Raw genomic sequence first — 21,563 nt, 5'->3', positions numbered from 1 at the left:
GAGAATTAACTGGCTTTTCAGACAAGACACCGATTTAAAGATCTAGTGGCTCTAAATCAAGAATCGGTAACGCAGTATGAAAGCCAGTTAAACTCGCCCTTGGGAGCCCATATTCTGTCCCATTTCATCGTCAAAGAACTTGGAAAGGACTTATCATTCCACTGCGTTCTTTTCCTTGAACTGGAACAGAATATGAGGCTCTGAATCCTGCATCTTGAGGTCACTTGGGTATACAATATAGAGATACACAGGCATTCAATAGAGACAACCATGAGCGAAACCGCCTCTTCACATTACCCATTCAGTCAGGAAGACACATTTTCGCAAAATTACGAGCTACAGATTGCGCCTTTTTGGCAACAAAGGCAACACGGCTATGCGAAGGGTAAAAACCAGCGCCAACTCTATTGGGTGTCGTTTACTTCACCAGAACACACCAAAGCCATCGTGGTGGTAAACGGAAGAATTGAAAGCACCTGGAAGTATCAGGAGCTTTTCTTTGATTTATTCCAACAGGGTTATGACGTGTATTCCTATGACCATCAGGGACAAGGGCTGTCGGACAGGCTGCTCGATAACCCTGAGTTAGGGCATGTGGTCGAATTTCAGGATTACGTTGAAGATCTCGATTTGATGGTGTCGCAGTTTCACGTGGAACGTTACGATGAGTCTTTTCTGCTCGGTCACTCCATGGGGGGGGCCATCATCGCGCGCTACTTACAGACGCATCCGAGCGCACCTTTTCAGGCGGCTGCTCTAAGTGCACCCATGTTTGGGCTCAATCTTTCCTGGTACATAAAGCCTATTGCCAAAACGCTGAGCCGCATCATTTCCTCTTTTTCAAAAGCCCCTGACTTTGCGCCCGGGCAAGGTCCTTACTGGATAAAGCCGTTCGAAAACAACCCATTAACCTTCAGCAAGACCCGCTATACCTGGTTCCGAGAGCTGTATGAATCTATGCCGCAACTTAAACTGGGCGGACCAAGCAGTCATTGGGTCTGGCAGAGCTTAATTGCAGCACAGCAGTGCGTAAAACACGCCGCCGACATCAAGACACCTTTGCTGTTGCTGCAGGCTGGTGACGACATTATCGTCAGTAACGAGGCTCATTCAGCCTTCATCAATAACCTGAAACACGCCAATTTACCTAACGACAAGCTGGTTTTGCCTGACTCCCGTCATGAGTTGTTGTTTGAACGCGACCACATTCGAAATGTTGCTCTGTCTAAAATTCTAGGCTTTTTCCAGTCAAAACAGAGTACTTAAATCGCAACAAAAAAGAGGAAATGGGGAATTACCTTCTTTTTTGTGTGTCTCCTGTTTTACACTAAAGCTGTTGATGATTTACCCAACTAAAGAGATCTTCTATTCCCTATGACTAGCAACGTTAGCCACTCCGAATTTCAAATCGTCGCCTCCGATCTTGATGGCACTCTGCTCGCCCCTAACCACCAGCTCAGCGAATTCAGTAAAGCCACTCTGAAGTCACTGCACGAAAAAGGGCTTCATTTTATTTTCGCAACGGGCAGACACCACGTTGATGTGGCGGGTATACGTGGTCAGGTTGGTATTCCCGCTTACATGATCACGTCAAACGGAGCACGAGTTCACGACACAGAAGACAACCTGGTTTACAGTCAGAATGTGCCTGGCGCTCTGGTGCAACCCATCATAGACATCATCAAAGAAGACAGAGAAATCATCATTCACATGTATCAGGACGATCTCTGGTTGCTGGACCGAGAAGATGAAAAGCTAAAGAACTTCCACGAAGAGTCTGGGTTTACTTACCAGCGATTCGACGTGAATAAGGCTCCTACCGACGGTATTGCAAAACTCTTCTTTACCTATCCGGATCACGAGCATCTGGTGCAATACGAAGAAGCCTTAAATGAGCATTACGGCGATAAGCTGAATGTCGCGTTTTCAACGCCTTGGTGTCTTGAAGTGATGGCTGCGGGGGTATCCAAAGGTGATGCACTGGATGCAGTAGCAAAGCAACTCGGGCTGACTTTGCAGGACTGCATTGCATTTGGTGACGGCATGAACGATGTTGAAATGCTGCAAATGGCGGGCAAAGGTCTGGTAATGGAAACATCTCACGAGAAAGTGAAGAAGGCATTACCGAGTAAAGAAGTCATAGGGAGCAACGCGAACGATGCAGTTGCTCACTATCTTGAAGATCATTTGCTTTCGGCTAGATAGAACATCTTTACTCTTGATCCAGAATCGTCTGCCACTCCAGCTCTGATACAGGCATGATGGACAGGCGATTCCCTCTCTTTACCAACGGCAGCTCCGAAAGATCAGGTAAGGACTTTAGCTTCGCCAGCGGAATCAGGCGGTCAAGTTTTCGTACAAACTCGATATCCACCATGACCCATCTAGGATTATCCGGGTCTGATTTTGGGTCGAAGTAATCGCTTTCAGGATCAAACTGAAAATGATCCGGATAGGCTTCTTTCACTACTTTCGCAATCCCAGCGACGCCAATATGCTTGCATGAAGAGTGATAGATAAAGACCAGATCGCCGAGTTTTACCTCGTCACGCATCATGTTTCGTGCCTGATAATTGCGCACTCCCTCCCAACACGACACATTTTTAACTCTAAGGGTATCAATAGAAAACTCGTCAGGTTCAGTTTTAAAGAGCCAATATGACATAATACCTCTCACTTTTTCGAAGGCTGGCTTAAGGTTAATTTTAATGAAATCCCTGTTTTTTACGACTGTTGTTGGCGGCGTTTTGCTTTTGCAAGGCTGTGCTCAGACTGAAACTCCAAAAGCACCCGCCAAAATCACCAAGCCAGTGACCATTGATCAGCCAGAAATCATGCCACAAACCTTTATGCTCCACGGAGAAATGGTACTAGGGCATGAGACCCGAAGCCTCGCTCCCTGTGGTGGAAAGCAGCAATACTGGCTAGACATGCCCGTTGATACATTTCAGCGAGTTGAAGGCTTGGTGAGCCGCCCCTATCAGCCGTTATACGCGGAACTTATCGGCTACTTAGCACCACCGCCACAAGAAGGGTTTGCGGCAGACTTCACCGCTCGTTTTGTGGTAACTGGTGTTAACCACGTGAGCGCCGAGTCGCCTTCTCGCTGCGCCAAACCGCTTCATCCGACTTTCGCCTCTGGCCATGCTCCCGCCTGGAAAGCTTCTATCGAAAAAGACGCGCTTCGAATTTCTCAAATTGGTAAACAAGACTCGCTTGTGCCTATCACCCGAACAGCCATTACACCCAATAAGCGCGAATACTTCTCCGAATCCGGTAATTTAACGCTAACGCGATCCCATTGTGTCGATAGCAGAAGCGGTGATGTATTTAGCTGGAAAGCGGAACTCAATAATAAAAGCACCGCACTTCAGGGATGTGCAGCCCTTTCGAATGGCGACTCCAGCCATGACTGGCTTGGCAGCTACCGAGCTCGAAGCACACAAACAGACGGCTTTTCAGTTCAGCTTGAACTCAATGCGGATCACACCGCCTTTACTCACTACCATTACAGCAACGGTGACCCAAGTACCCAAGAGAGCGGCTACTGGCAACAACTCAATCCTAATCAGGTGATGGTGACCATGACGCACTATCAAAGCCAGCCACTGTTATCGGAACGCATATACACCCGCAAAGGTTCCAGCTTGAAAGCCATCAAAGAGAAGGTGAATGGCATTGTGTACCCCATTCAGGGTGACGGCTTAGAGCTGTTCGCAGACAGCGGCTCTTATACTCAGCAGTTAGACACTCCAGACATTAAGACTAACGCACCACTCAAAGATGCCACTGTGGTCTCTTCTAATCAGTTCGATAACCAAGTCGATAAAGCTATACGCCAGTATTTCACGTTACACAAGACTGATCCCAAAAACACACGTTACCGCTGGCTAAAATACGACTTGAATCAGGACGGTCGACAGGAGCTGCTCACTTATCTGGACTGGTGTGGCGCTCAAGGTTGTACCTTATTGATTTTTGAAAACAAAGGCAGTAATCAGTGGCGGTTCCACTCCCGTATCACCCAAGTAACAACGCCGTTTAAAGTCAGCCAGCATAACAAGCTAGGCTGGCACGATTTGGAACTGGAAGTAACAAATGGCGGGAAGAAGAGCATTCATTCACTGTCGTTTGATGGTATCAGCTACCCGGTCAGCCCAAGTTCAACACCCGAGCTATGGTCACCCTCTAACGCAGTAGTGAGTTTGTTTTCCGATGCTCAGCCACCACAAACAGGTGTGAAGATGTAATGCCGACTGATTCAGACAATAGTGCCTGCTCTCAGTGTCATCTGACATGGAACTGCGTATGTGACACTTTGCCAGATATCCGCACAAGCTGGCGCTTAGTATTACTGACTCACCCGAATGAGTTTCGCCGCGAAACGAATACCGGACAATGGCTGGAAAGGTCTTTCCAGTATTGCGACATTGTTGAATGGAACCGGGTAGCACCGCCTGAAAGCTTGTGTACGCTTCTGGATGACCCATTGGTTGAAGTATTTTTACTGTTTCCCGGAGAAAACAGCCACCCTTTAACCCCCTCTTCGTTTGAAGATAATGGCAAGCACAAGGTATTCATTATTCTGGACGGCACCTGGCAGGAAGCCAAAAAGATGTACAACCGCAGCCCTTGGTTGAAAGCTTTGCCACATTGGAACCTCAAAATGTCGGGCGAGTCTTGTTATTCGCTTCGCAGAAATCAAACTTCGGGGCATTTCTGTACACTCGAAGTTGGCATCCAATTGTTATCATTATCAAATAACAGCAAGAACGAACCTCTGCGTCGGTTTTTTGAACATTATCTGAATGTCTATCAAGCTGAGAAGAGTGGGCATCAATGGAAAGGGAACCAACATGACAACAACTCAGAATAACCCCTTGATTGCGCATTTTCACCGCCAGAAGCTGGCTTTTGAGGGTGAAAAGTACCCGAGCCTGGAAGAAAGAAAGCAAAGACTGAAGGCATTGAAAGACGCCCTGCTCCTCTATCAGGATGAGCTATGCGAAGCCGCTTCGAAAGATTTTGGTGCCAAACATCATTATGAAACACGACTGACCGACATTCTTCCCTGCATTCAGCAAATCAAATACACCAGTAAGCGACTGAAAAAGTGGATGAAACCACGTCGTCGCCATGCCGGTTTGGTGCTGGCACTGTCGCAGGTACGAGTGCAGACTCAACCACTGGGCGTGGTCGGGATTATCGCCCCGTGGAACTTCCCGGTGTTTCTTTCCATTGGTCCTTTGATTACCGCTCTTGCTGCCGGCAACCGTGCCATGATCAAAGTGAGTGAGTACACACCGCGAACCAATCAGGTACTCATCAAAATGCTGCGCAGCATTTTCTCAGCCGAGCTGGTGCACATAGTAGAAGGTGATGCGCAGGTAGCCGCACAGTTCTCTTCTCTCCCTTTTGATCACTTACTGTTTACAGGTTCGACAGAAGTGGGAAGGAAAGTCATGCAATCGGCTGCCCCCAATTTAACACCTGTGACTCTGGAACTCGGTGGGAAAAGCCCGGTAGTTATCGGTCCGGACATGACCATGGATGATGCGGCAGAAAGACTGGTTTACGGTAAAACTCTCAATTCCGGGCAGATTTGCGTATCTCCTGACTACATATTGATTCCAGAAGGGAAAGCCAAAGAATTTGTCAAAGCCTACAAACACCACTTCAGCTATCTCTACCCGTCTGGGGTGAATTGTGACGCCTACACCAGCGTGATCAGCCAGTCGCATTTTGAGCGTATTCAACGCTGGCTGGATGAAGCTGAACAAGGTGGAGCGTGGATTGAACCTGCCAACAAATACTCCATCGACAGCAGTCAAAGAAAGATGGTGACTCAACTTGTGATGGATGCGCCTGAAGACAGCCAGTTGATGCAAAATGAAATCTTCGGTCCTGTGTTGCCCATAGTGGCTTACAAAAATCTGGACGAAGCCATCAAATACATCAACCAACGCCCGAAACCGCTGGCGTTGTATGTGTTCTCTCATGAAAAGCTGACTGTCGAAACCGTTCTGGAAAAAACGCACTCAGGTGGCGCTTGTGTCAATGACACCATTTTGCATGTGGTGGCTGAAGACGCACCGTTTGGTGGGGTCGGGTCTTCTGGAATGGGGCAATATCACGGAGAAGAAGGCTACTTAACCTTTAGCAATCAGCGAACTGTGGTCGCAAGAAAGAAACTCTACCCCACGCGGATGATTCACCCTCCGTTTCGCAGTATCCACCAGCTAGTATGCAAGTGGCTCCTTCGCTAGCAGTGGTGAAGGCTCTGCCAGATAAAACCCCTGTAAGTAATCGACGCCCAGGTCTTCCGCAACGCGGCAGACCTGCTCATTGTGAACGAACTCTGCCACGGTTCTGGCCTCGAACACGTGACATAATCTCACAAGCTGCATTGCAATCTGTCGCTGGCGACGATCTTTATCGATATTGCGAATAATGCTGCCATCCAGTTTGATGGTGTCGGGTTCGAGCTTAATGATTTCATCAATATTGGAATAACCTGAGCCAAAATCGTCCACCACAATCTTCGCGCCCAGACCTTTGAAGTGGTTACACACTTCACGCATACGGGTGTAGTCTTTGATTTGTTCGGTTTCCAGTACCTCAATCCCTACCCGCTCCGGTCTCACCATTTTCTGCAAGGCGCTTTCCAGAAGGTACAGAGTTTTGTCGCTCATTAAGTCTTGTGGCGAAAGGTTAATGGAAAAAGACTCGTCACTGTGCGACATCGTTTCGAAGACATGGTTAATCATCTGACGACTCAGGCGCGTATAGATATGAGTGCCTTCGATGATGGGTAAGAATTTACCCGGTGGGATCACCTGATTGCCATCTTTGATGCGAACCAGACATTCCTGAGAGACTTTTGAATGACTGTGAGCGGCAAATATTGGTTGTGCATAGGCTATGACTTTATGGTCGAGCACAGCGCGGCTCACTGAAGCCAGCCAGCTTAACTGCTCCTGCCGGTTTTCTTCTTCCTTTTCCAAAAGCTTGGCATTACACATATGCCGGTTGTTTTTCATCCCATGCTTGCGAGCTTCAATCGATTTGATCAACAGCTCTTCTACACTCGTATCGGGGAAGTCACGGCGACTGACCAAGCCACCGCATATCGAAACAGACAAGCAATCGAGATCCGGAAGACCAAACGGCTCAAAATTAACATGCTCAATGGCATCCACCAGCTCAGTGAACAGGTGACGGATATAAAGCCCGGTATGGTGTGAAGGGAATACTGCTGCCCATTCTCCAACGCCAATGCTGTAAAGCTCTGCGCTGCCACCAAAGCGTTGCCACAGTTGTTCTTTAAAGTACTGGCTGAGGTCTTTCAGCAGCTGATCACCCACCTGATACCCATACTTCTCGTTTACCTGACTGAAATTGGTCAGTTTCACCGTAAGCAGGTGCTCACTAATACGAATCGAGGCTAAACGTTCTTTTAACACTGAGCGGTTAGGCAAGCCTGTGCGGCGATCGCGGCGGTAGCTTTCCGTCAGCCTGCGAGCCTGTTCCAGCAGCTTCTGCTCCATGTTGGTTTGCATGTCATCCACATCAGCGACGGCGTTGCGGATTAAGGAAAAAAGCGGAGAGACGTGATGCTGATAAGTTGCCCTTTCTTCGCAAACTTCGTTGGTGATGACTTCGTGTTCACGCATTGCCAGATAGGTCAGGCTGTGATGCATGATAGTCTGCTGATTCACATCACGGTAAAGCTCACCCAAACAGTAGGCGCCGTTTACGCTTCCTGCTGAAGCAAATGGGCGGGTTTCGTTTACATCGTCGATAAAGTCGAGGCGCGAGGAACAATTGTATATGAAGACACTTTCCGGCTGATGACGACGCAGGTTTTTTGCTCCAATGCGCACTTGCTCTTCGGTGAGTGACGGATGGTTATAGCAGAACCGAACCTCATCTCCTTCTTGCCAATGCGTATCGAATTCTATGCCTCCATCTTCGAGCTGACGGACAGGCACATACACTTTCTGACCGTTTGCTTCGCCTTTCATCAATGGAAAATCGTACAGTTGTTCAAAAGGTACCGGGTTCCCATCGGCCAGGTAGCGGTTATACACTTGCTGAACAGGCACACCATCAAGCTTGTAAAGCACACCATCTTTGGCTTCGGTTATCCGAAAAGTACGACCAATCGGGTTCCATTCCGCGAAACACCCTCGCCAAACATTCAGATAGTGGTTGTGCAAAGCGACAGCTACGCAGGCATGATGAAAAATCTCGTCACCGCATAACACCCAGCGCCCAAATAGATTGGGCTGAGATAAACCGCCCGCCACGGGCAGCTCAAAAGGCAGCTCGTTGAACGCTTCAAATACCTGATAATCCTTTGAGCCAAACAGCAGCGTTTCTTTGTCATCGACTTGTTCAGCAAAACAGATGACGGCTTTGGTTTCTTCTGTAATCTGCAACTGCTCAATCAGTGCCTCACCATCACGGGATTGATCGCCTGTATAAGGAATAACACAAGCGCTAAGGCGGGTTTCATCCAATTCGGTAACCACAACCAAAGTTCCAAGATTGACGATATCGCCGTCTTTGATGCAATGACTGGTGCTCTGACCCAGGATAGTCGCGTTGGGAAATCTTTGCTGGAGTAACCGACTGTACTCGACGACAAGGTCGGAAGATTGAGTGGAGAAGACCTGAATCAGGTGCTGGGCGCTTTGATTCGAGGAAAACTGCAATACCTCAGCTTGCAGCTGGCTGAGATCCTGAACCAAAATCGAGTGACATTGCATATTACAGATTATTAACAGATAGAGGTTTTCGCCACTATAACGTTTGCGTATCAGAGGAAAACACGCATCGGATCAACTTTTTCTCAATTAGCTAATAATATTTCAGTTTTTAGTGATTATGCTCCAAGTTTTATGCGACGCCATGTAAAGCAATAACAACAAAACAAAAGATAGAGCGTAAGTGCCCACTAACTAACATTAATGCAATCAATACCTTACTAGTTTTAATAAACAGCTCATCGTCCGGATTTCGACGTCCGGTAAAGTACGCATATGACGGTTCATTGAAATGTTAGGAAACTGATCATTGAACCAGCACGCCATATAACCAGCCTCTTTCGCACCAAACACGTCACTGATTCCATGATCACCAACATGAAGGATAGATTCAGGGGGAAGCTTTAAATGGCTTGCAGCGCGTTCAAACATCTCCGGATGAGGTTTCGCCTTTCCGTCAGGTCCTGCTTTTAACACAAGGGAAAAATACTGAGCAAGCCCTATCTCTTCAGGGTCGACATTGCCGTTAGTGATCGCCACCAGCGGCATGTGTTTCGCCAGTTCAGCCATCACCTGATGCGTTTCTGCCGGAACATCAATTTGATGACGCCAGTACCTTACCTGCTCCATCACTTTAGGAATCGCGGCTTCCACCTCTGAAGCGTCATAGCCTGCATGGATAAACGCTAACCTCAGTTGTTGCTGACGAAGTAAAGTCACGTCGTTGGCAAGCTCTGGGTTCTCCCGTCGTGCCTGTTTTTTAAAGGCAAACCAGTCGTCATTATTGTAAGCGCCGCATTTTGGATAATGCGTTCGAATCCATGCCTGTACTTCTTTCTCTACCCGATGGATGACTGGTACGTTGTCATAAAGCGTGTCATCCAGATCAAAAGTCATGGCTTTGATATCAGAGATAAAGCGGTAGAAGTGCATTATTCGTCCTTGTCTGTTTTATCTTTCTTGCGGGCTCTGGGATGCGCCTTATCATACGCATTAGCCAGATGTTGGAAATCTAAGTGGGTATACACTTGAGTGGTGGAAATGTTTTCGTGCCCGAGCAGTTCTTGCACCGCACGTAAATTACCACTGGATTCTAATACGTGCGTCGCAAAGGAATGACGCAGTTTGTGTGGGCTGATGTGGCTGGCAACAGACTGTTTCTGCCCCCACTCTGCCATGCGTTTTTGCACATTGCGGTGAGATATCCTTCCCCCTAATTTGGACACAAACAAAGCAGGCTCGTCGGGAGACGCCAGTTCGCCGCGTACTTTTAGCCAGTTGGACACCCACTCTTTGGCAAGCCCAGAGAAAGGTACTTTACGCTCTTTGTCCCCTTTACCCACCACGCGAAGCTCACCCCGCGACATCGATATGTGCTTCACGTTGATGCTGACCAGTTCTGCCAGTCGCAGACCTGCGCCATACATAAGTTCCATCATTGCGCGATCGCGTACCGATAGCGGGTCATCTTCATTCACTTCAAGCAATTGACCCACTTCATCCACATCCAGATTCTTGGGTAGCGGACGTTGCTTACGAGGCGCGGATACCCCTTTCGCAGGATTAGCCTGCAAATCGCCGCGTAAGATGAGGAAATCGAAAAAAGAGCGAAGGGAAGATAACCGAGTTGCAATGCTGCTGGGCTTCATGCCATCGCGCATGCCTTTACTGGCAAGCTGTCGAACCCATGCGGCATCAACTTGTGACCAGTTTTTTAACCCTAGGGAGACCAGATGTTCTGCCATGCTGGTCAGCTGAAGTTTGTAATTCCTTTGGGTATGAAGGCTAAGCCCCCGCTCACTTCTTAAAAATTCGTAGAAGCTGTCGAGAGGCTTTTGAATACTACTTGGAAGAGGTGCATTGGACATGAGGGCTCTCTTCATTCTGCCACGAAAGAGTTTCCACTAAATGGCTGACCACCAGCGTCAAATGACGCAAAAACAGGGTATCCATATTAGGCTGGAAATGACCGCCATCATCACTGGAAAACGCAATGACTCCCAACGGTTTCTTTCTGATTATAGGCAAAATGGCAAACGAACCCAGTTCAGAGACCGTTTCTTCACTGAATAACAGAGTGCGATCCGTCTGCTTCAAGCGACCTAAGAAGGCATCTTTACCGTTAAAGTGGTTGGTCGCAAAGCGCTGGTATTGCTCCTGAGACACAGCACGCTCGCTATCGGGAGCATTGAAGACCTTCATCCACCCTTTCAGCCCTAACTCACGCGCTTTTTCTTCAATACATTCCGCAACCTGATTCAAGTTGTCGCATTGAAGCACCTGCTGCTGCAAGTCCATAAACTCGTGGAAAGTACGATCATTGTTTGCCGCCAAAGACATCAACTGGGTGATCTCTTCTTCCAGCTCTTCAATACGCTGACGGTGGCGGTTCAACTGAACTTCTACCAGAGAGACAGCGCCTTGCTGGCGATGAGGGATCGAAAGACGCTCTACCAAATCAGCGCGATGCTGAAAGAAATCTGGGTTGTCTAACAAATATTCCGCGACAATTTCTGCTGTCAGAGCATCGGCTTCTGGGTAAGACAAAATGTTTCCTTATCTGTATTAGGATCTGTTGACCCTAGCAACTTAACTGACCGTCAAATACATGAGTCGCCGGACCCGTCATATAAAGCGGTTTTCCCGGTCCCTGCCAACGAATTTTCAGGTCACCACCTGGCAGATGAACTTTCACTTCGTTGTCCAGCAGCTCCTGCAGGATACCAACGGCAACGGCACCACAAGCGCCACTTCCGCATGCTTGAGTTTCGCCAGCACCGCGTTCATAAACACGAAGGTTAATTTCATTGCGAGAGATGACCTGCATAAAGCCGGCATTCACTCGCTCAGGGAAACGTTCATGAGATTCAAGCAATGGGCCTAAGGTATCAACGTCCGCCGTTTCTGTATCATCAACCACAGTGACTACGTGCGGATTCCCCATGCTGACGGCACCACAGAATAAGGTCTTGTCTTCGGCACGCAGAATATAAGTCTTCTCTTTCTGCTTGGCTTTAAATGGGATTTTCGAAGGTTCAAACACAGGCTCACCCATATTGACGGTCACCTGATCCCCTTCTTCAATATTCAGCACCATTTTACCTTTCTTGGTGCTAACGCTAATGGCGTGCTTGTTGGTCAGCCCTTTCATTCGGACAAAGCGTGCAAAACAACGAGCGCCGTTGCCACACTGCTCCACTTCGCTACCATCTGCATTAAAAATGCGATAGTGGAAGTCTGTTTCCGGATCGTAAGGGGCTTCAACCACCAGCAGTTGATCGAACCCGATTCCGGTGTGACGATCCGCCAGACGGCGGATCAAATCCGGAGAAAAAAACACATTTTGGGTGATACAATCCACGACCATAAAGTCGTTACCCAATCCGTGCATCTTAGAAAAATGAAAGTGCATGTGTATCAACTTACTCCGGTAACACTTGTTCCAATTCCCACAAACTGCTCAGCTCTTCACGCTTACGCACCAAGTGGCTTTGCTTACCGTCCACCATGATTTCAGCGGCACGTGTACGGGTATTATAGTTCGATGACATCACGAACCCGTAGGCACCAGCACTGCGAACCGCCAACAGGTCACCTTGCTCAAGTACCAGAGCGCGATCTTTACCCAGGAAGTCACCCGTTTCACAGATAGGCCCCACCAGGTCATAATTCGTTGGCTCACCTTCACGTGGGGTGACTGGCACGATGTCCTGCCATGCCTGATAAAGCGCCGGACGCATCAGATCATTCATTGCAGCATCAATGATGGCAAAGTTTTTGTGTTCGGTGTGCTTGAGAAACTCAACCTGAGTCAGCAAAATGCCAGCATTTGCCGCAATGGCACGACCAGGCTCAAAAATCAGTTCCAGATTGGAGTGGTTGTCCAAACGCGCCAGCAGCGCCTTAGCGTAGTCAGAAGGCTGCGGTGGTAACTCGTCTTTGTAAACCACACCCAATCCACCACCTACATCTAGGTGGTCAATTTCAATGCCTTCGGCTTTGAGTTGGTCAATCAGTCCAAGCAAACGGTCAACAGCATCGATAAATGGTTCAATGTCCGTCAGCTGCGAACCGATGTGGCAGTCGATACCGTGAATATCTAAGTGCTCAAGGCTTTGCGCAAACTTGTAAACACGAAGTGCCTGATCGAAGGCGATACCGAATTTGTTCTCGAGAAGACCCGTAGAAATATAAGGGTGAGTCTTGGCATCCACGTCTGGGTTGATACGCAGGGAAATCGGCGCTTTGACGTTAAGCTCTTTTGCCACCTGATTAAGCAGTTCAAGCTCTGGCTCAGACTCTACATTGAAGCATTTGATATTCAGCTCAAGAGCTCGGCGCATCTCTGTAGCAGTCTTGCCTACACCAGAGAACACAATCTTAGCCGGATCGCCGCCCGCTGCCAGCACGCGTTCTAGCTCGCCCTGGGATACAATATCAAAGCCAGAACCCAACCTTGCTAAAACGTTTAGCACACCAATGTTGGAATTGGCTTTTACCGCATAACACACCAAATGAGGGTGCTCGCCGACGGATTTATCAAACGCGTTCCAATGACGTTCCAGCGTTGCACGAGAGTATACGTAAAGTGGCGTGCCGTATTGCTCTGCCAGTTCAGTTAGTGCGACATCTTCAGCCCAAAGCTGACCATCATCCTGATAATTAAAATAATCCAATGTAGTATCCCTGTTTCTTACTGTTGCGTTTGTTCGTTTTGCTCGGAGTCACTTGGCAGATAGAGTGACCCTGTTTGCCCGCACCCAGCCAAGCCAAGTACCGCAAACATAAAAAGTGCCATGATTGACTTTTTCATACTGCAATTCGTGATTAATAACTCAATGCCCCCTATAATCGCACCACACTCAGGAAAAGCAATAGGATATAAGGGATGAACGATACTGAATTTCATCAATTAGTGGATGAGCAGCTACAAATAATAGAAGAAGCCATCGATGATTCCGGTGCGGACATCGATTATGAAACATCCGGCAATGTCATGACCCTTGAATTTGAGGATCGCTCGCAAATCATCATCAACCGTCAGGAACCCATGCACGAAATCTGGCTGGCGTCGAAATCAGGTGGCTTTCACTTCAAACTACAGGGCGATGAGTGGATCTGTTCAAAAACAGGCGTTGAACTGATCACCATGGTAAAAGAAGAGTGCGAAAAGCACGCCCAAGAATCGATTGATTGGGAATAAGTCTGCTTTATAAAAGCAAAAAGGAGCGCTAGGCGCTCCTTTTTAGTTTGAGTTGATTTCAGGCATTCACAGCATTATTCGAACGGCTCTGAGAAGAGGAATCGCTTCGATATGGCACTACATAAGTCTCACCATCTTCTGGATTGATGATTTGGTAGTACTGAGGCAAATTGAAATTGATGAACTTAGAGCTGATCTCTAACTCGTCCTGATTCGACGTATAGAAACGGTTCACGTTGCTGATCATTTCGTCTTTATCGCCGCTGAACTGATGATACACCTCTACGCGGTTGGCTTCGTCCAGCACATAGATATTGAACCCTTGCTCGGTGTCTTCGAAGAAGAACTGGATCAAACCTTCGCTGGCAAAGCTGTCGACTACAGCAGGAAGCTGATAGTCCTGCTCCTTATCCAGCATCATCAACGGTGACCCTTTCAGCTTGTTGGTGGAGATACTGCGGTAGAAATCCACCGAGTTTTCCAGCTTCTGAACGGATACACCGCGGCGCTCGAAGAACAGACCATATACCTGCTCACCAATTCGAATGGCTTTAAAGCGGCGGCGTTTTTCCTGTTCAACAGGCTTGAGGCGCAGCTCAATGCATTCAGCCAAAAGTTGGTAAACCATATTGCGCATCACACCACGAAGGTTTTTGCTATAGCAGAACACGTCCACAGACTCTGGTGGCAAGGCGTCTTGGTGCATTTTCCCAAGTACCGTTTTCAGAGCGTCCAGCATCGCTGTTTCGCCCGTAAAATGCAGCGTTCTCACTTCGTGCCATGAATTGCGGTATACCAGATCAACGCTGCCGACTAAGCTGCGGTGTTCTTCACCAAAACTGAAAATGTCGATGTTCTTCAAATCAACTTTGAGTGACTTGCCTTTAAGTTCACTGGTCGGGTCATTTTCAAAGTTGATGAACATTGCAAGCTGGCTGATTTCACACGGGCTCGCCAGCGCTTCCATTGTCGGACGACGCTTATGCAGTGAAAAAGTATTACGCAGATCACTGACCATCTGATAGAACTTGTCGATATCCAGCTCAGCTTCACGTACCACAGAATGCAAACGGGTAGATTCGGTAATCAAGCCATTGAAAAATGACCAAGCCACAAGCTTACTTAGGTATTCATTGTGCTCCAGATGTTTCTGACCAATGATTGCGTGTGGATCAAGTGGCTGCTTATACAGATACCAGCCTAACTTATTGGTTCGACCCGGAGAGACCTGAATGAAACTTAAGTCCGATTCGTGCAAGTCTGGAGAAATTTGAGGATTCAGCAAAGTGACTTTGCCCGGTAATACCTCAAATGCAGCGTAAAGCTTTCGGGCAAGAATACTGATGTCTTGCGGGCTGATCGCCGAGGTAATGTCATTGCGGCGAGCAAACTGAATTAAGTTACGGTAGCTGGTCATCAGAGCGTCAAGCAGCTCGTGATGCACGACTTTCACCTGTTCGACTTTCCAGTTCCGACGATCATCCAGCTCTTCTATTACACTGTCTGACCACTGCCACTTCTTCACCATGTCACCCAGAGCTTCACGACGCCATGCTACTGAACCTACTCCCGGTTCACGAGAAAGCTTCTCATGAGTTTTCAGGTAGAAACAGCGGCGAACCAAATCCAGACGCCTATGGTCATCCACTCGCTCCAGATAGCGCGTCACTTTTTCCAGCATCAGATAATACGCGTCCATCCCGTAGAGATCGGGCTCATGCGAGAAGAAACGACGCTTGGAATCAATGCAAAGGAGTCGAGTCGCTGGGTATTCCCAAGAATAGGCTTCCAGCAAAATGGCTTTCAAAACGGACTTATACGGAGAGTCGATGCTCTTATAAAGTTGCCATAGGTTGGAACCGAAATACTCTTCGGCAGGAATTCGGTCAAGCTGACCAAAATCGATCCACTCATCGCGGTTGATGTCACCGTTGTCGACGAGTTGTTTTACGTAGTCGTCGTACGCTTCTTCCATCTCTGGCGGTACAACCTGCCAGAGCAAGCGCTGACCCGCCAGGCGAACTGCCGAGCGGTAAAATTCATCTAAAAGCAGTAAATGCTGCGAGGAACCACAATTGTCTCCGGTCATTTCTTCAGAACGATTACTTCTAAATCGTTCTTCATCCATTAAGAAGAAATTGGCTTCCACCCCTAAGTTCTTTGCCCAGTCAGTAATCAGCAAACATTTGTTGGTCAGGCTTTCTCTTTCTGCCTTTGGCATGGATGGAGATACACAAACCCACACATCTAAATCACTGGAGGTGCTTTGACCGATAGACGATGTACTTCCCATGGTGTACAGAGCAAGAATCCCCGGCTTTTCGGCAGTCTGTAAAGATTCTCCTAATGTCAGTTCCGTATCATCAACAAACTGTTGTTGAGTCACGTTAAGAGAGAAATTTGTAATGCCGAATGGAACGTTGCTTTCGAGGTAACCTGGAATGGATGGATGATTGAAATGCAGAAGTGCAGGCAGTAAATGGAATACGCGTTGACTTTGCGTATCCATCAGAGCGAGGGCTCGATCAATACGCTGTTGATTCAACAAATCCAATCTGTGAACAAGTGTTTCGGTAAATGCCTGCAAGGGGGTGATTCCTTGAATTCTTGGTTAAATTGATGTTTTTGCTCAAAGTGTATTCACAATCGCCACAAAAACGTGATCAATTTAACACTTTCCTGCTCAAGGGTAAAGAATAAGCGTATATCTTAAACATCAGCTTTCATCTTCTTCCTGCATCTTGCCCTGCCGCACTAAGTGTCATCCCTTCTGCCCTATAGTAATAATAGACCGAATAACATTTGAGATATTGATCACATATTTTTTTCTTAATATCGAGATTAGAGGTCGCGCCCTATGCTGCTGTGATGAAACAGTAATACTTTACTGAATGGAGTGGTAGGATTAGCGCATCCGATTGACCTATATGGAAACACTATGTCAGAAAGAGCTCCCATTCGAATCGCAACCAGAAAAAGCCCACTTGCCCTTTGGCAGGCAAACTTTGTGAAGGATGCACTGCAAGCAGCACACCCCGGTTTAAACGTTGAGCTGGTAACAATGGTGACGAAGGGAGACATCATTCTGGACACCCCACTAGCCAAAGTGGGCGGAAAAGGATTATTTGTAAAAGAGCTGGAAGTCGCCATGCTGGAAGGCAGAGCCGATCTGGCGGTACATTCTATGAAAGATGTTCCCGTCGATTTCCCCGAAGGTCTTGGTCTTGTCACTATTTGTGAGCGAGAAGATCCACGAGATGCATTTGTTTCGAATACTTACGCCAATATTGACGCCCTTCCTCAAGGTGCAATCGTCGGTACATGTAGCCTGAGACGCCAATGCCAGCTAAAAGAGTATCGCCCGGATCTGCAGATAAAAGAACTGCGGGGCAATGTGGGGACGCGCTTGGGTAAGCTGGATGCGGGCGAATACGACGCCATCATATTGGCTGCCGCTGGCTTAAAACGCCTCGAACTTGAAGAGCGCATTCAGAGCTTTATCGAACCTGAACAGTCTTTACCTGCCGTCGGTCAGGGCGCAGTTGGCATTGAATGCAGACTGGATGACGAAGAGCTTATCAAGCTGCTAGAACCATTGAACCACAAAGCGACCGCTGACAGAGTGAGCGCAGAAAGAGCGATGAACCTGACGTTGGAAGGTGGATGCCAGGTACCCATCGGCAGTTACTCACTCATTGAAGACGGAAAAATCTGGTTGCGTGCATTAGTGGGTGAGCCTGATGGCTCAAAAATTGTACGCGGGGAAATTAAGGGACCTGTCGATAAAGCCAGTGAGCTAGGTGTTACTCTCGCGCATCAACTGCTTGATGATGGCGCCAAAGAGATTCTAGAACGCTTATATCAGGATCACGAATAGGCGACTATGGCAGTTCTCGTCACCCGACCTGGTCAAGATGGCATCGAACTATGCGAAGCGCTGACTTCGCTACATATAGATGCCATCCACCATCCATTGATTAAACTGCAACCCACCCAAGACCACCAACCCCTGCTCGAAAAGCTACAAACCGCAGATATCATTATTGCAGTAAGCCAGCATGCTGTTCATTACGCGCACCAAATTCTTTCTCAACATCGTTTAAGTTGGCCAGAAGGTAAGCTTTACCTTGCCGTTGGTCAAAAAACTGCGTACAAATTAGGCAAAGTAGCGCAACAAAAAGTACACTATCCGACAACCAGCGATAGCGAACACCTTCTGCAATTACCTCAAATACAAAGCGTTTCTCAATGCTCCATCATTATTTTGAGAGGGAATGGCGGTCGAGAACTGATCTATCAGTCGCTACTCGAAAGGGATGCCAAAGTTGAATACATCGAAGTTTATCGACGTTCACCTCTCCCTTTCGATCCAGAACAGGTTATTCAACATTGGCGCAGCCGCAATATTGATACCTTAGTTCTGACAAGTGGTGAACAACTCCAATATTTGGATAGTTCACTCTGTGAAATGCAAAGAAATTGGCTGCAAACTTTAAGCCTTCTAGTGCCAAGCCAGCGAATAGCGACAATCGCCAGGGAACTGGGATACAAAAATATCGTCAACATAGGCAGCGCGGCAAATTCGGACTTGTTGAATGCAATCAGCAAGAAACAAACAGGACAAGAGCATGGTAAGTAAAAAGAACAACAAAGAGCACATTGAACCTGAAGAAACAAAAGAGGAAGTGACGGAATCCAAAGAACCCATCACTGAACCTGAAGAAGAAGTGGTAACTTCCAAGCCTGAAGAGCCAGAACAAGAGCCTGTTGAATTTGAAGAGAAACAAGGCAAGCGTGGCGTTAAACTTGGCACCATTGCCATTATTCTTGCGTTGATATTTGGCGGCGGACTCACTTACCTTATCCAGCAGAAGTCTCACCAGCACGAACAGCAAATTGCCCAGTTAAAAGCGCAGCTGACTTCCACCCAGACAAATCTGTCGCAAGAGATGGAAACCACCAAAAGTGAAGTAGCTGCACAGAGCCGCGACGTCTATAACCGCACTCAGGTGGAACTGGAACAACAGCAGAAAAGTATCGAAAGCCTACAACTGGCACTGGCAGACGTAAAAGGTCGCCGACCAAACGACTGGCTGTTAGCTGAATCAGATTACTTAGTGAAACTGGCAGGTCGTAAGCTGTTCCTAGAGCACGATATAGTCAGTGCGACAACCCTGATGGAAAATGCCGATCAAAGGATTGCAGCACTAAATGATCCAAGTCTGGTACCTTTACGCCGCGCCTTAGCGAACGACATCACTCTGCTACGCTCATTACCCTTGATTGATCGTGACGGGTTAATTCTGGCACTGACCAGTCTTCAGCTACAGGTGGATGAACTGCCACTAGCGAATGCCATTCTCCCTGAGGCCCCTGTTGTCGAGACAAAAGAAGTATCTGAAGACATTAATGACTGGCAACAAAACCTTCAAACATCATTGAAAGAGTTTTCAGAGCACTTCATCACCTTCCGTACTCGTGATGGAAACGTGATTCCTCTTCTCTCACCTGAGCAGCATTTCTACCTTCGTGAGAACATCAAAGCGAAGATCGAAACCGCAATGAAAGGGGTGTATACAGAACAGGGTGAAATTTTCTCGACGTCTCTGAAAGTCGCGCATGAATGGTCTACTCAATTCTTCAACCTTGATAATCCAGCAGTTCAAAGATTTAACCAGCGCCTAGAAACACTTGGTAAGCAAAACATCCAAGTCAATTACCCAGTTAAACTTGAGACCCAAGAGTTATTGTCTGACGTCATTGCTGATCGTTTACGCCGTGAAATGACAACCATCATCACGGAGGAAACCAAATGATTCGATTGATTTTCCTCTTTATCGTGCTGGGTGTTGGGCTGTATGCCGGTACTCAGTTCTCAGGGCAACAGGGTTACGTCCTCATTTCGATCGCAGACAAAACCATTGAAATGAGCGTGACGACACTTGTCATATTTGTCGTTGCCCTGCTGGCTGCACTGTTTGGTATTGAATACCTGATTAAGAAAGTGCTGTATACCAGCAGTGCGACCTGGAACTGGTTTAGTGTCCGCAAAATGAAACGCGCACGTCGATACACCAACGAAGGAATCATCAAGCTTCTTGAAGGTGACTGGAAAGGTGCGGAAAAGAAAGTGACACGCTGGGCAAATCATCACGATATGCCAATACTTTGCTATCTAGTCGCTTCCGAAGCCGCACAAGGTTTAGGAGACAAGAGCAAGCGTGACCACTACCTAGAGCTGGCATCTAAGCAAGAAAACTCAGATCTAGCGGTTGAGCTGACACGTTCTAAGCAGCAAATCAGCGACGGTCAATTTGAACTCGCACTTGATACTCTTCATGACCTCAAAAGAAAGTACGCAACAAACCCCGTCATTACGGAATTGCTCAAAGTGGTGTATAGCAAATTATCACTTTGGGACAGCCTGATTGAGTTACTGCCGCAACTGAAGAAAGCCAAACTGATCGATCAGCAAGAGTTTGACGAGCTGACACAAAAAGCGCAGTGCGGTTTATTGGCAGATGTCGCTCAGCAAAAAGGGAGCGAAGGGCTATTGGCTTATTGGAATACTCTTCCGCGTAAAGCCCGCCAGAATGATGTTTTACTGTATTGCCTACTTGAGCAGCTCATTGAGCGCAAAGCAGATTCGCAAGCATACATTATCGTTCGAGATCATTTGAAAAAGCACTCAGATGACAAGCTCTATGCACTGATTGCAGAAATGAACTTGCCAGACTTACATCCAGCTGTCGTACTGCTACAGGGAGTGCTTCAAAAGGATGGTGAAAACGCGGTGGTACACAGCACCCTAGCACAACTGCTGATGCGTCAGGAGAACTGGTCTGAAGCACAACACCATTTTGAGCAGGCTCTGAAGCTTCGTCAGGACATTTCCGACTATGCTTACCTTGCTGATGTGTTGGAGAAACAACAGCTCACACAAGCGGCTGGAGACGTTTCTCGTAAAGCTTTGTCCTTGATGGACAATAAGCCGCAATAACGAAACCGCCGCTCTCTTTGCAAAGCCAGTGTTCAACCACTGGCTTTTTTATTACCTCACGCACATCCCTTCCAGTAGCAAGTAACTACTTCTAGCCGTTTCTATACAACGTACTTCTATTTGGCAGCCCAGCTGACCTCATACCAATATTTCACAAAATAACTTGGGTTCAATGCATTAGGCACCCTACAAGTAGATTTCCACGATAAACACTTTCTCGGTATACGTTGCTAAGGTCTCACAGTAATTACAAAGCAGTCGTCTGACAACAAGGTGGAATTACACATTTTCTTATAGAGGCTTTTAGCCGTAAAACAACGGCTATCCAGCATTTTAGGCGAGCTTCCCAATGGATATAGAGATTGTTGTTCAAAAGAAATTGCAGAGGCTAGAAAGGCATACGAACGGACTCGCATTCGAACATAGCTCATTTACCCATTGGGTAAACCAAGATGACAAACACGAAAAAGCCCTAGCATGACTGCTAGGGCTTTTTCTGAATAAATGGCGGAGTGGACGGGACTCGAACCCGCGACCCCCGGCGTGACAGGCCGGTATTCTAACCAACTGAACTACCACTCCGCAGTGGAAG

Annotated in this window: 19 protein-coding genes and 1 tRNA gene; 10 read left to right on the top strand and 10 right to left on the bottom strand. The window is 47.5% G+C overall.

The genetic code is table 11. The annotated features are described in order from the left end of the window. The first annotated feature begins 270 nt into the window (after positions 1–270). Entirely contained in the window at positions 271–1,266 is a 996-nt protein-coding gene (locus RH89_RS26935; RefSeq protein ID WP_004408856.1) for an alpha/beta fold hydrolase, read from the top strand. 108 nt (positions 1,267–1,374) lie between these two features. Next, positions 1,375–2,205, top strand: a complete 831-nt coding sequence (locus RH89_RS26930) for a Cof-type HAD-IIB family hydrolase (protein WP_004408854.1) — start codon at positions 1,375–1,377, stop codon at positions 2,203–2,205. 7 nt (positions 2,206–2,212) lie between these two features. Here RH89_RS26930 and RH89_RS26925 read toward each other — a convergent pair whose 3' ends face one another. Next, positions 2,213–2,665 carry an EVE domain-containing protein gene (locus RH89_RS26925; protein ID WP_004408852.1) on the bottom strand — a complete coding sequence of 151 codons (453 nt, stop codon included), beginning with the start codon at positions 2,663–2,665 and terminating at the stop codon, positions 2,213–2,215. Between the two features lie 43 nt (positions 2,666–2,708). Between RH89_RS26925 and RH89_RS26920 the strand changes: the two genes are divergently transcribed. Genes RH89_RS26920 through RH89_RS26910 form a run of 3 tightly spaced genes read left to right on the top strand, consistent with a single transcriptional unit; the run spans position 2,709 to position 6,266 of the window. Next, entirely contained in the window at positions 2,709–4,250 is a 1,542-nt protein-coding gene (locus RH89_RS26920; protein ID WP_004408850.1) for a hypothetical protein, read from the top strand. Further along, complete coding sequence (locus tag RH89_RS26915; protein WP_004408848.1) at positions 4,250–4,876, top strand: tRNA-uridine aminocarboxypropyltransferase; 627 nt, start codon at positions 4,250–4,252, stop codon at positions 4,874–4,876. Before RH89_RS26920 ends, RH89_RS26915 begins: the two co-directional genes overlap by 1 nt. Further along, a complete protein-coding gene (locus tag RH89_RS26910; protein ID WP_004408846.1) occupies positions 4,857–6,266 on the top strand; it encodes a coniferyl aldehyde dehydrogenase in 1,410 nt (469 codons plus the stop codon). Before RH89_RS26915 ends, RH89_RS26910 begins: the two co-directional genes overlap by 20 nt. Here RH89_RS26910 and RH89_RS26905 read toward each other — a convergent pair. The 7 genes from RH89_RS26905 to lptM all read right to left on the bottom strand — a co-directional run bounded on the left by RH89_RS26905 (position 6,240) and on the right by lptM (position 13,581). After that, a complete protein-coding gene (locus RH89_RS26905) occupies positions 6,240–8,771 on the bottom strand; it encodes a bifunctional diguanylate cyclase/phosphodiesterase (RefSeq protein ID WP_004408839.1) in 2,532 nt (843 codons plus the stop codon). The two genes, RH89_RS26910 and RH89_RS26905, sit on opposite strands and share 27 nt — an antisense overlap. 207 nt (positions 8,772–8,978) lie before the next feature. Further along, positions 8,979–9,701, bottom strand: coding sequence for a 5-amino-6-(5-phospho-D-ribitylamino)uracil phosphatase YigB (yigB, locus tag RH89_RS26900; RefSeq protein ID WP_004408837.1), 723 nt, complete (start codon positions 9,699–9,701; stop codon positions 8,979–8,981). Then, a complete protein-coding gene (xerC, locus tag RH89_RS26895) occupies positions 9,701–10,636 on the bottom strand; it encodes a tyrosine recombinase XerC (RefSeq protein WP_004408835.1) in 936 nt (311 codons plus the stop codon). Before xerC ends, yigB begins: the two co-directional genes overlap by 1 nt. After that, complete coding sequence (locus tag RH89_RS26890; RefSeq protein ID WP_004408834.1) at positions 10,611–11,315, bottom strand: DUF484 family protein; 705 nt, start codon at positions 11,313–11,315, stop codon at positions 10,611–10,613. The genes xerC and RH89_RS26890 overlap by 26 nt, the downstream gene beginning before the upstream one ends. Positions 11,316–11,349: 34 nt before the next feature. Continuing rightward, on the bottom strand, positions 11,350–12,180 hold the full coding sequence (dapF, locus tag RH89_RS26885; protein ID WP_004408831.1) for a diaminopimelate epimerase: 831 nt from the start codon (positions 12,178–12,180) through the stop codon (positions 11,350–11,352). Between the two features lie 10 nt (positions 12,181–12,190). Further along, entirely contained in the window at positions 12,191–13,444 is a 1,254-nt protein-coding gene (lysA, locus tag RH89_RS26880) for a diaminopimelate decarboxylase (RefSeq protein ID WP_004408829.1), read from the bottom strand. A 17-nt stretch (positions 13,445–13,461) separates the two neighbouring features. Beyond that, positions 13,462–13,581 (bottom strand): LPS translocon maturation chaperone LptM, encoded by a 120-nt coding sequence (lptM, locus tag RH89_RS30715; protein WP_022609491.1) that lies wholly within the window; start codon positions 13,579–13,581, stop codon positions 13,462–13,464. A 75-nt stretch (positions 13,582–13,656) separates the two neighbouring features. Between lptM and cyaY the strand changes: the two genes are divergently transcribed. Further along, positions 13,657–13,971 (top strand): iron donor protein CyaY, encoded by a 315-nt coding sequence (gene cyaY / locus RH89_RS26875; RefSeq protein WP_004408827.1) that lies wholly within the window; start codon positions 13,657–13,659, stop codon positions 13,969–13,971. A gap of 58 nt (positions 13,972–14,029) precedes the next feature. Here the strand turns inward: cyaY and RH89_RS26870 are convergent, their stop codons facing one another. Then, on the bottom strand, positions 14,030–16,558 hold the full coding sequence (locus tag RH89_RS26870; RefSeq protein WP_004408825.1) for a class I adenylate cyclase: 2,529 nt from the start codon (positions 16,556–16,558) through the stop codon (positions 14,030–14,032). Positions 16,559–16,909: 351 nt separating this feature from the next. On the opposite strand from RH89_RS26870, the gene hemC reads away from it, so the two are divergent. Genes hemC through RH89_RS26850 form a run of 4 tightly spaced genes read left to right on the top strand, consistent with a single transcriptional unit; the run spans position 16,910 to position 20,971 of the window. Further along, entirely contained in the window at positions 16,910–17,848 is a 939-nt protein-coding gene (hemC, locus tag RH89_RS26865; protein ID WP_004408824.1) for a hydroxymethylbilane synthase, read from the top strand. A 6-nt stretch (positions 17,849–17,854) separates the two neighbouring features. Then, positions 17,855–18,610 (top strand): uroporphyrinogen-III synthase, encoded by a 756-nt coding sequence (locus RH89_RS26860; RefSeq protein ID WP_004408822.1) that lies wholly within the window; start codon positions 17,855–17,857, stop codon positions 18,608–18,610. After that, positions 18,600–19,787 carry a uroporphyrinogen-III C-methyltransferase gene (locus RH89_RS26855; protein ID WP_004408821.1) on the top strand — a complete coding sequence of 396 codons (1,188 nt, stop codon included), beginning with the start codon at positions 18,600–18,602 and terminating at the stop codon, positions 19,785–19,787. Before RH89_RS26860 ends, RH89_RS26855 begins: the two co-directional genes overlap by 11 nt. Continuing rightward, the gene (locus tag RH89_RS26850) at positions 19,784–20,971 is read left to right on the top strand and encodes a heme biosynthesis protein HemY (protein ID WP_004408819.1); all 1,188 of its coding nucleotides are present in this window, start codon (positions 19,784–19,786) and stop codon (positions 20,969–20,971) included. Before RH89_RS26855 ends, RH89_RS26850 begins: the two co-directional genes overlap by 4 nt. Before the next feature lie 505 nt (positions 20,972–21,476). On the opposite strand, the gene RH89_RS26845 is transcribed toward RH89_RS26850, so the two are convergent. After that, positions 21,477–21,553 (bottom strand) — tRNA-Asp (locus tag RH89_RS26845). Between the last annotated feature and the right edge of the window lie 10 nt (positions 21,554–21,563).

The organism is Vibrio nigripulchritudo ATCC 27043, from assembly GCF_000222685.1.
Lineage (GTDB): Bacteria > Pseudomonadota > Gammaproteobacteria > Enterobacterales > Vibrionaceae > Vibrio > Vibrio nigripulchritudo.
The sequence above is the reverse complement of the archived record's forward strand: the minus strand, read 5'-3'. Positions and strand labels throughout refer to the sequence as shown.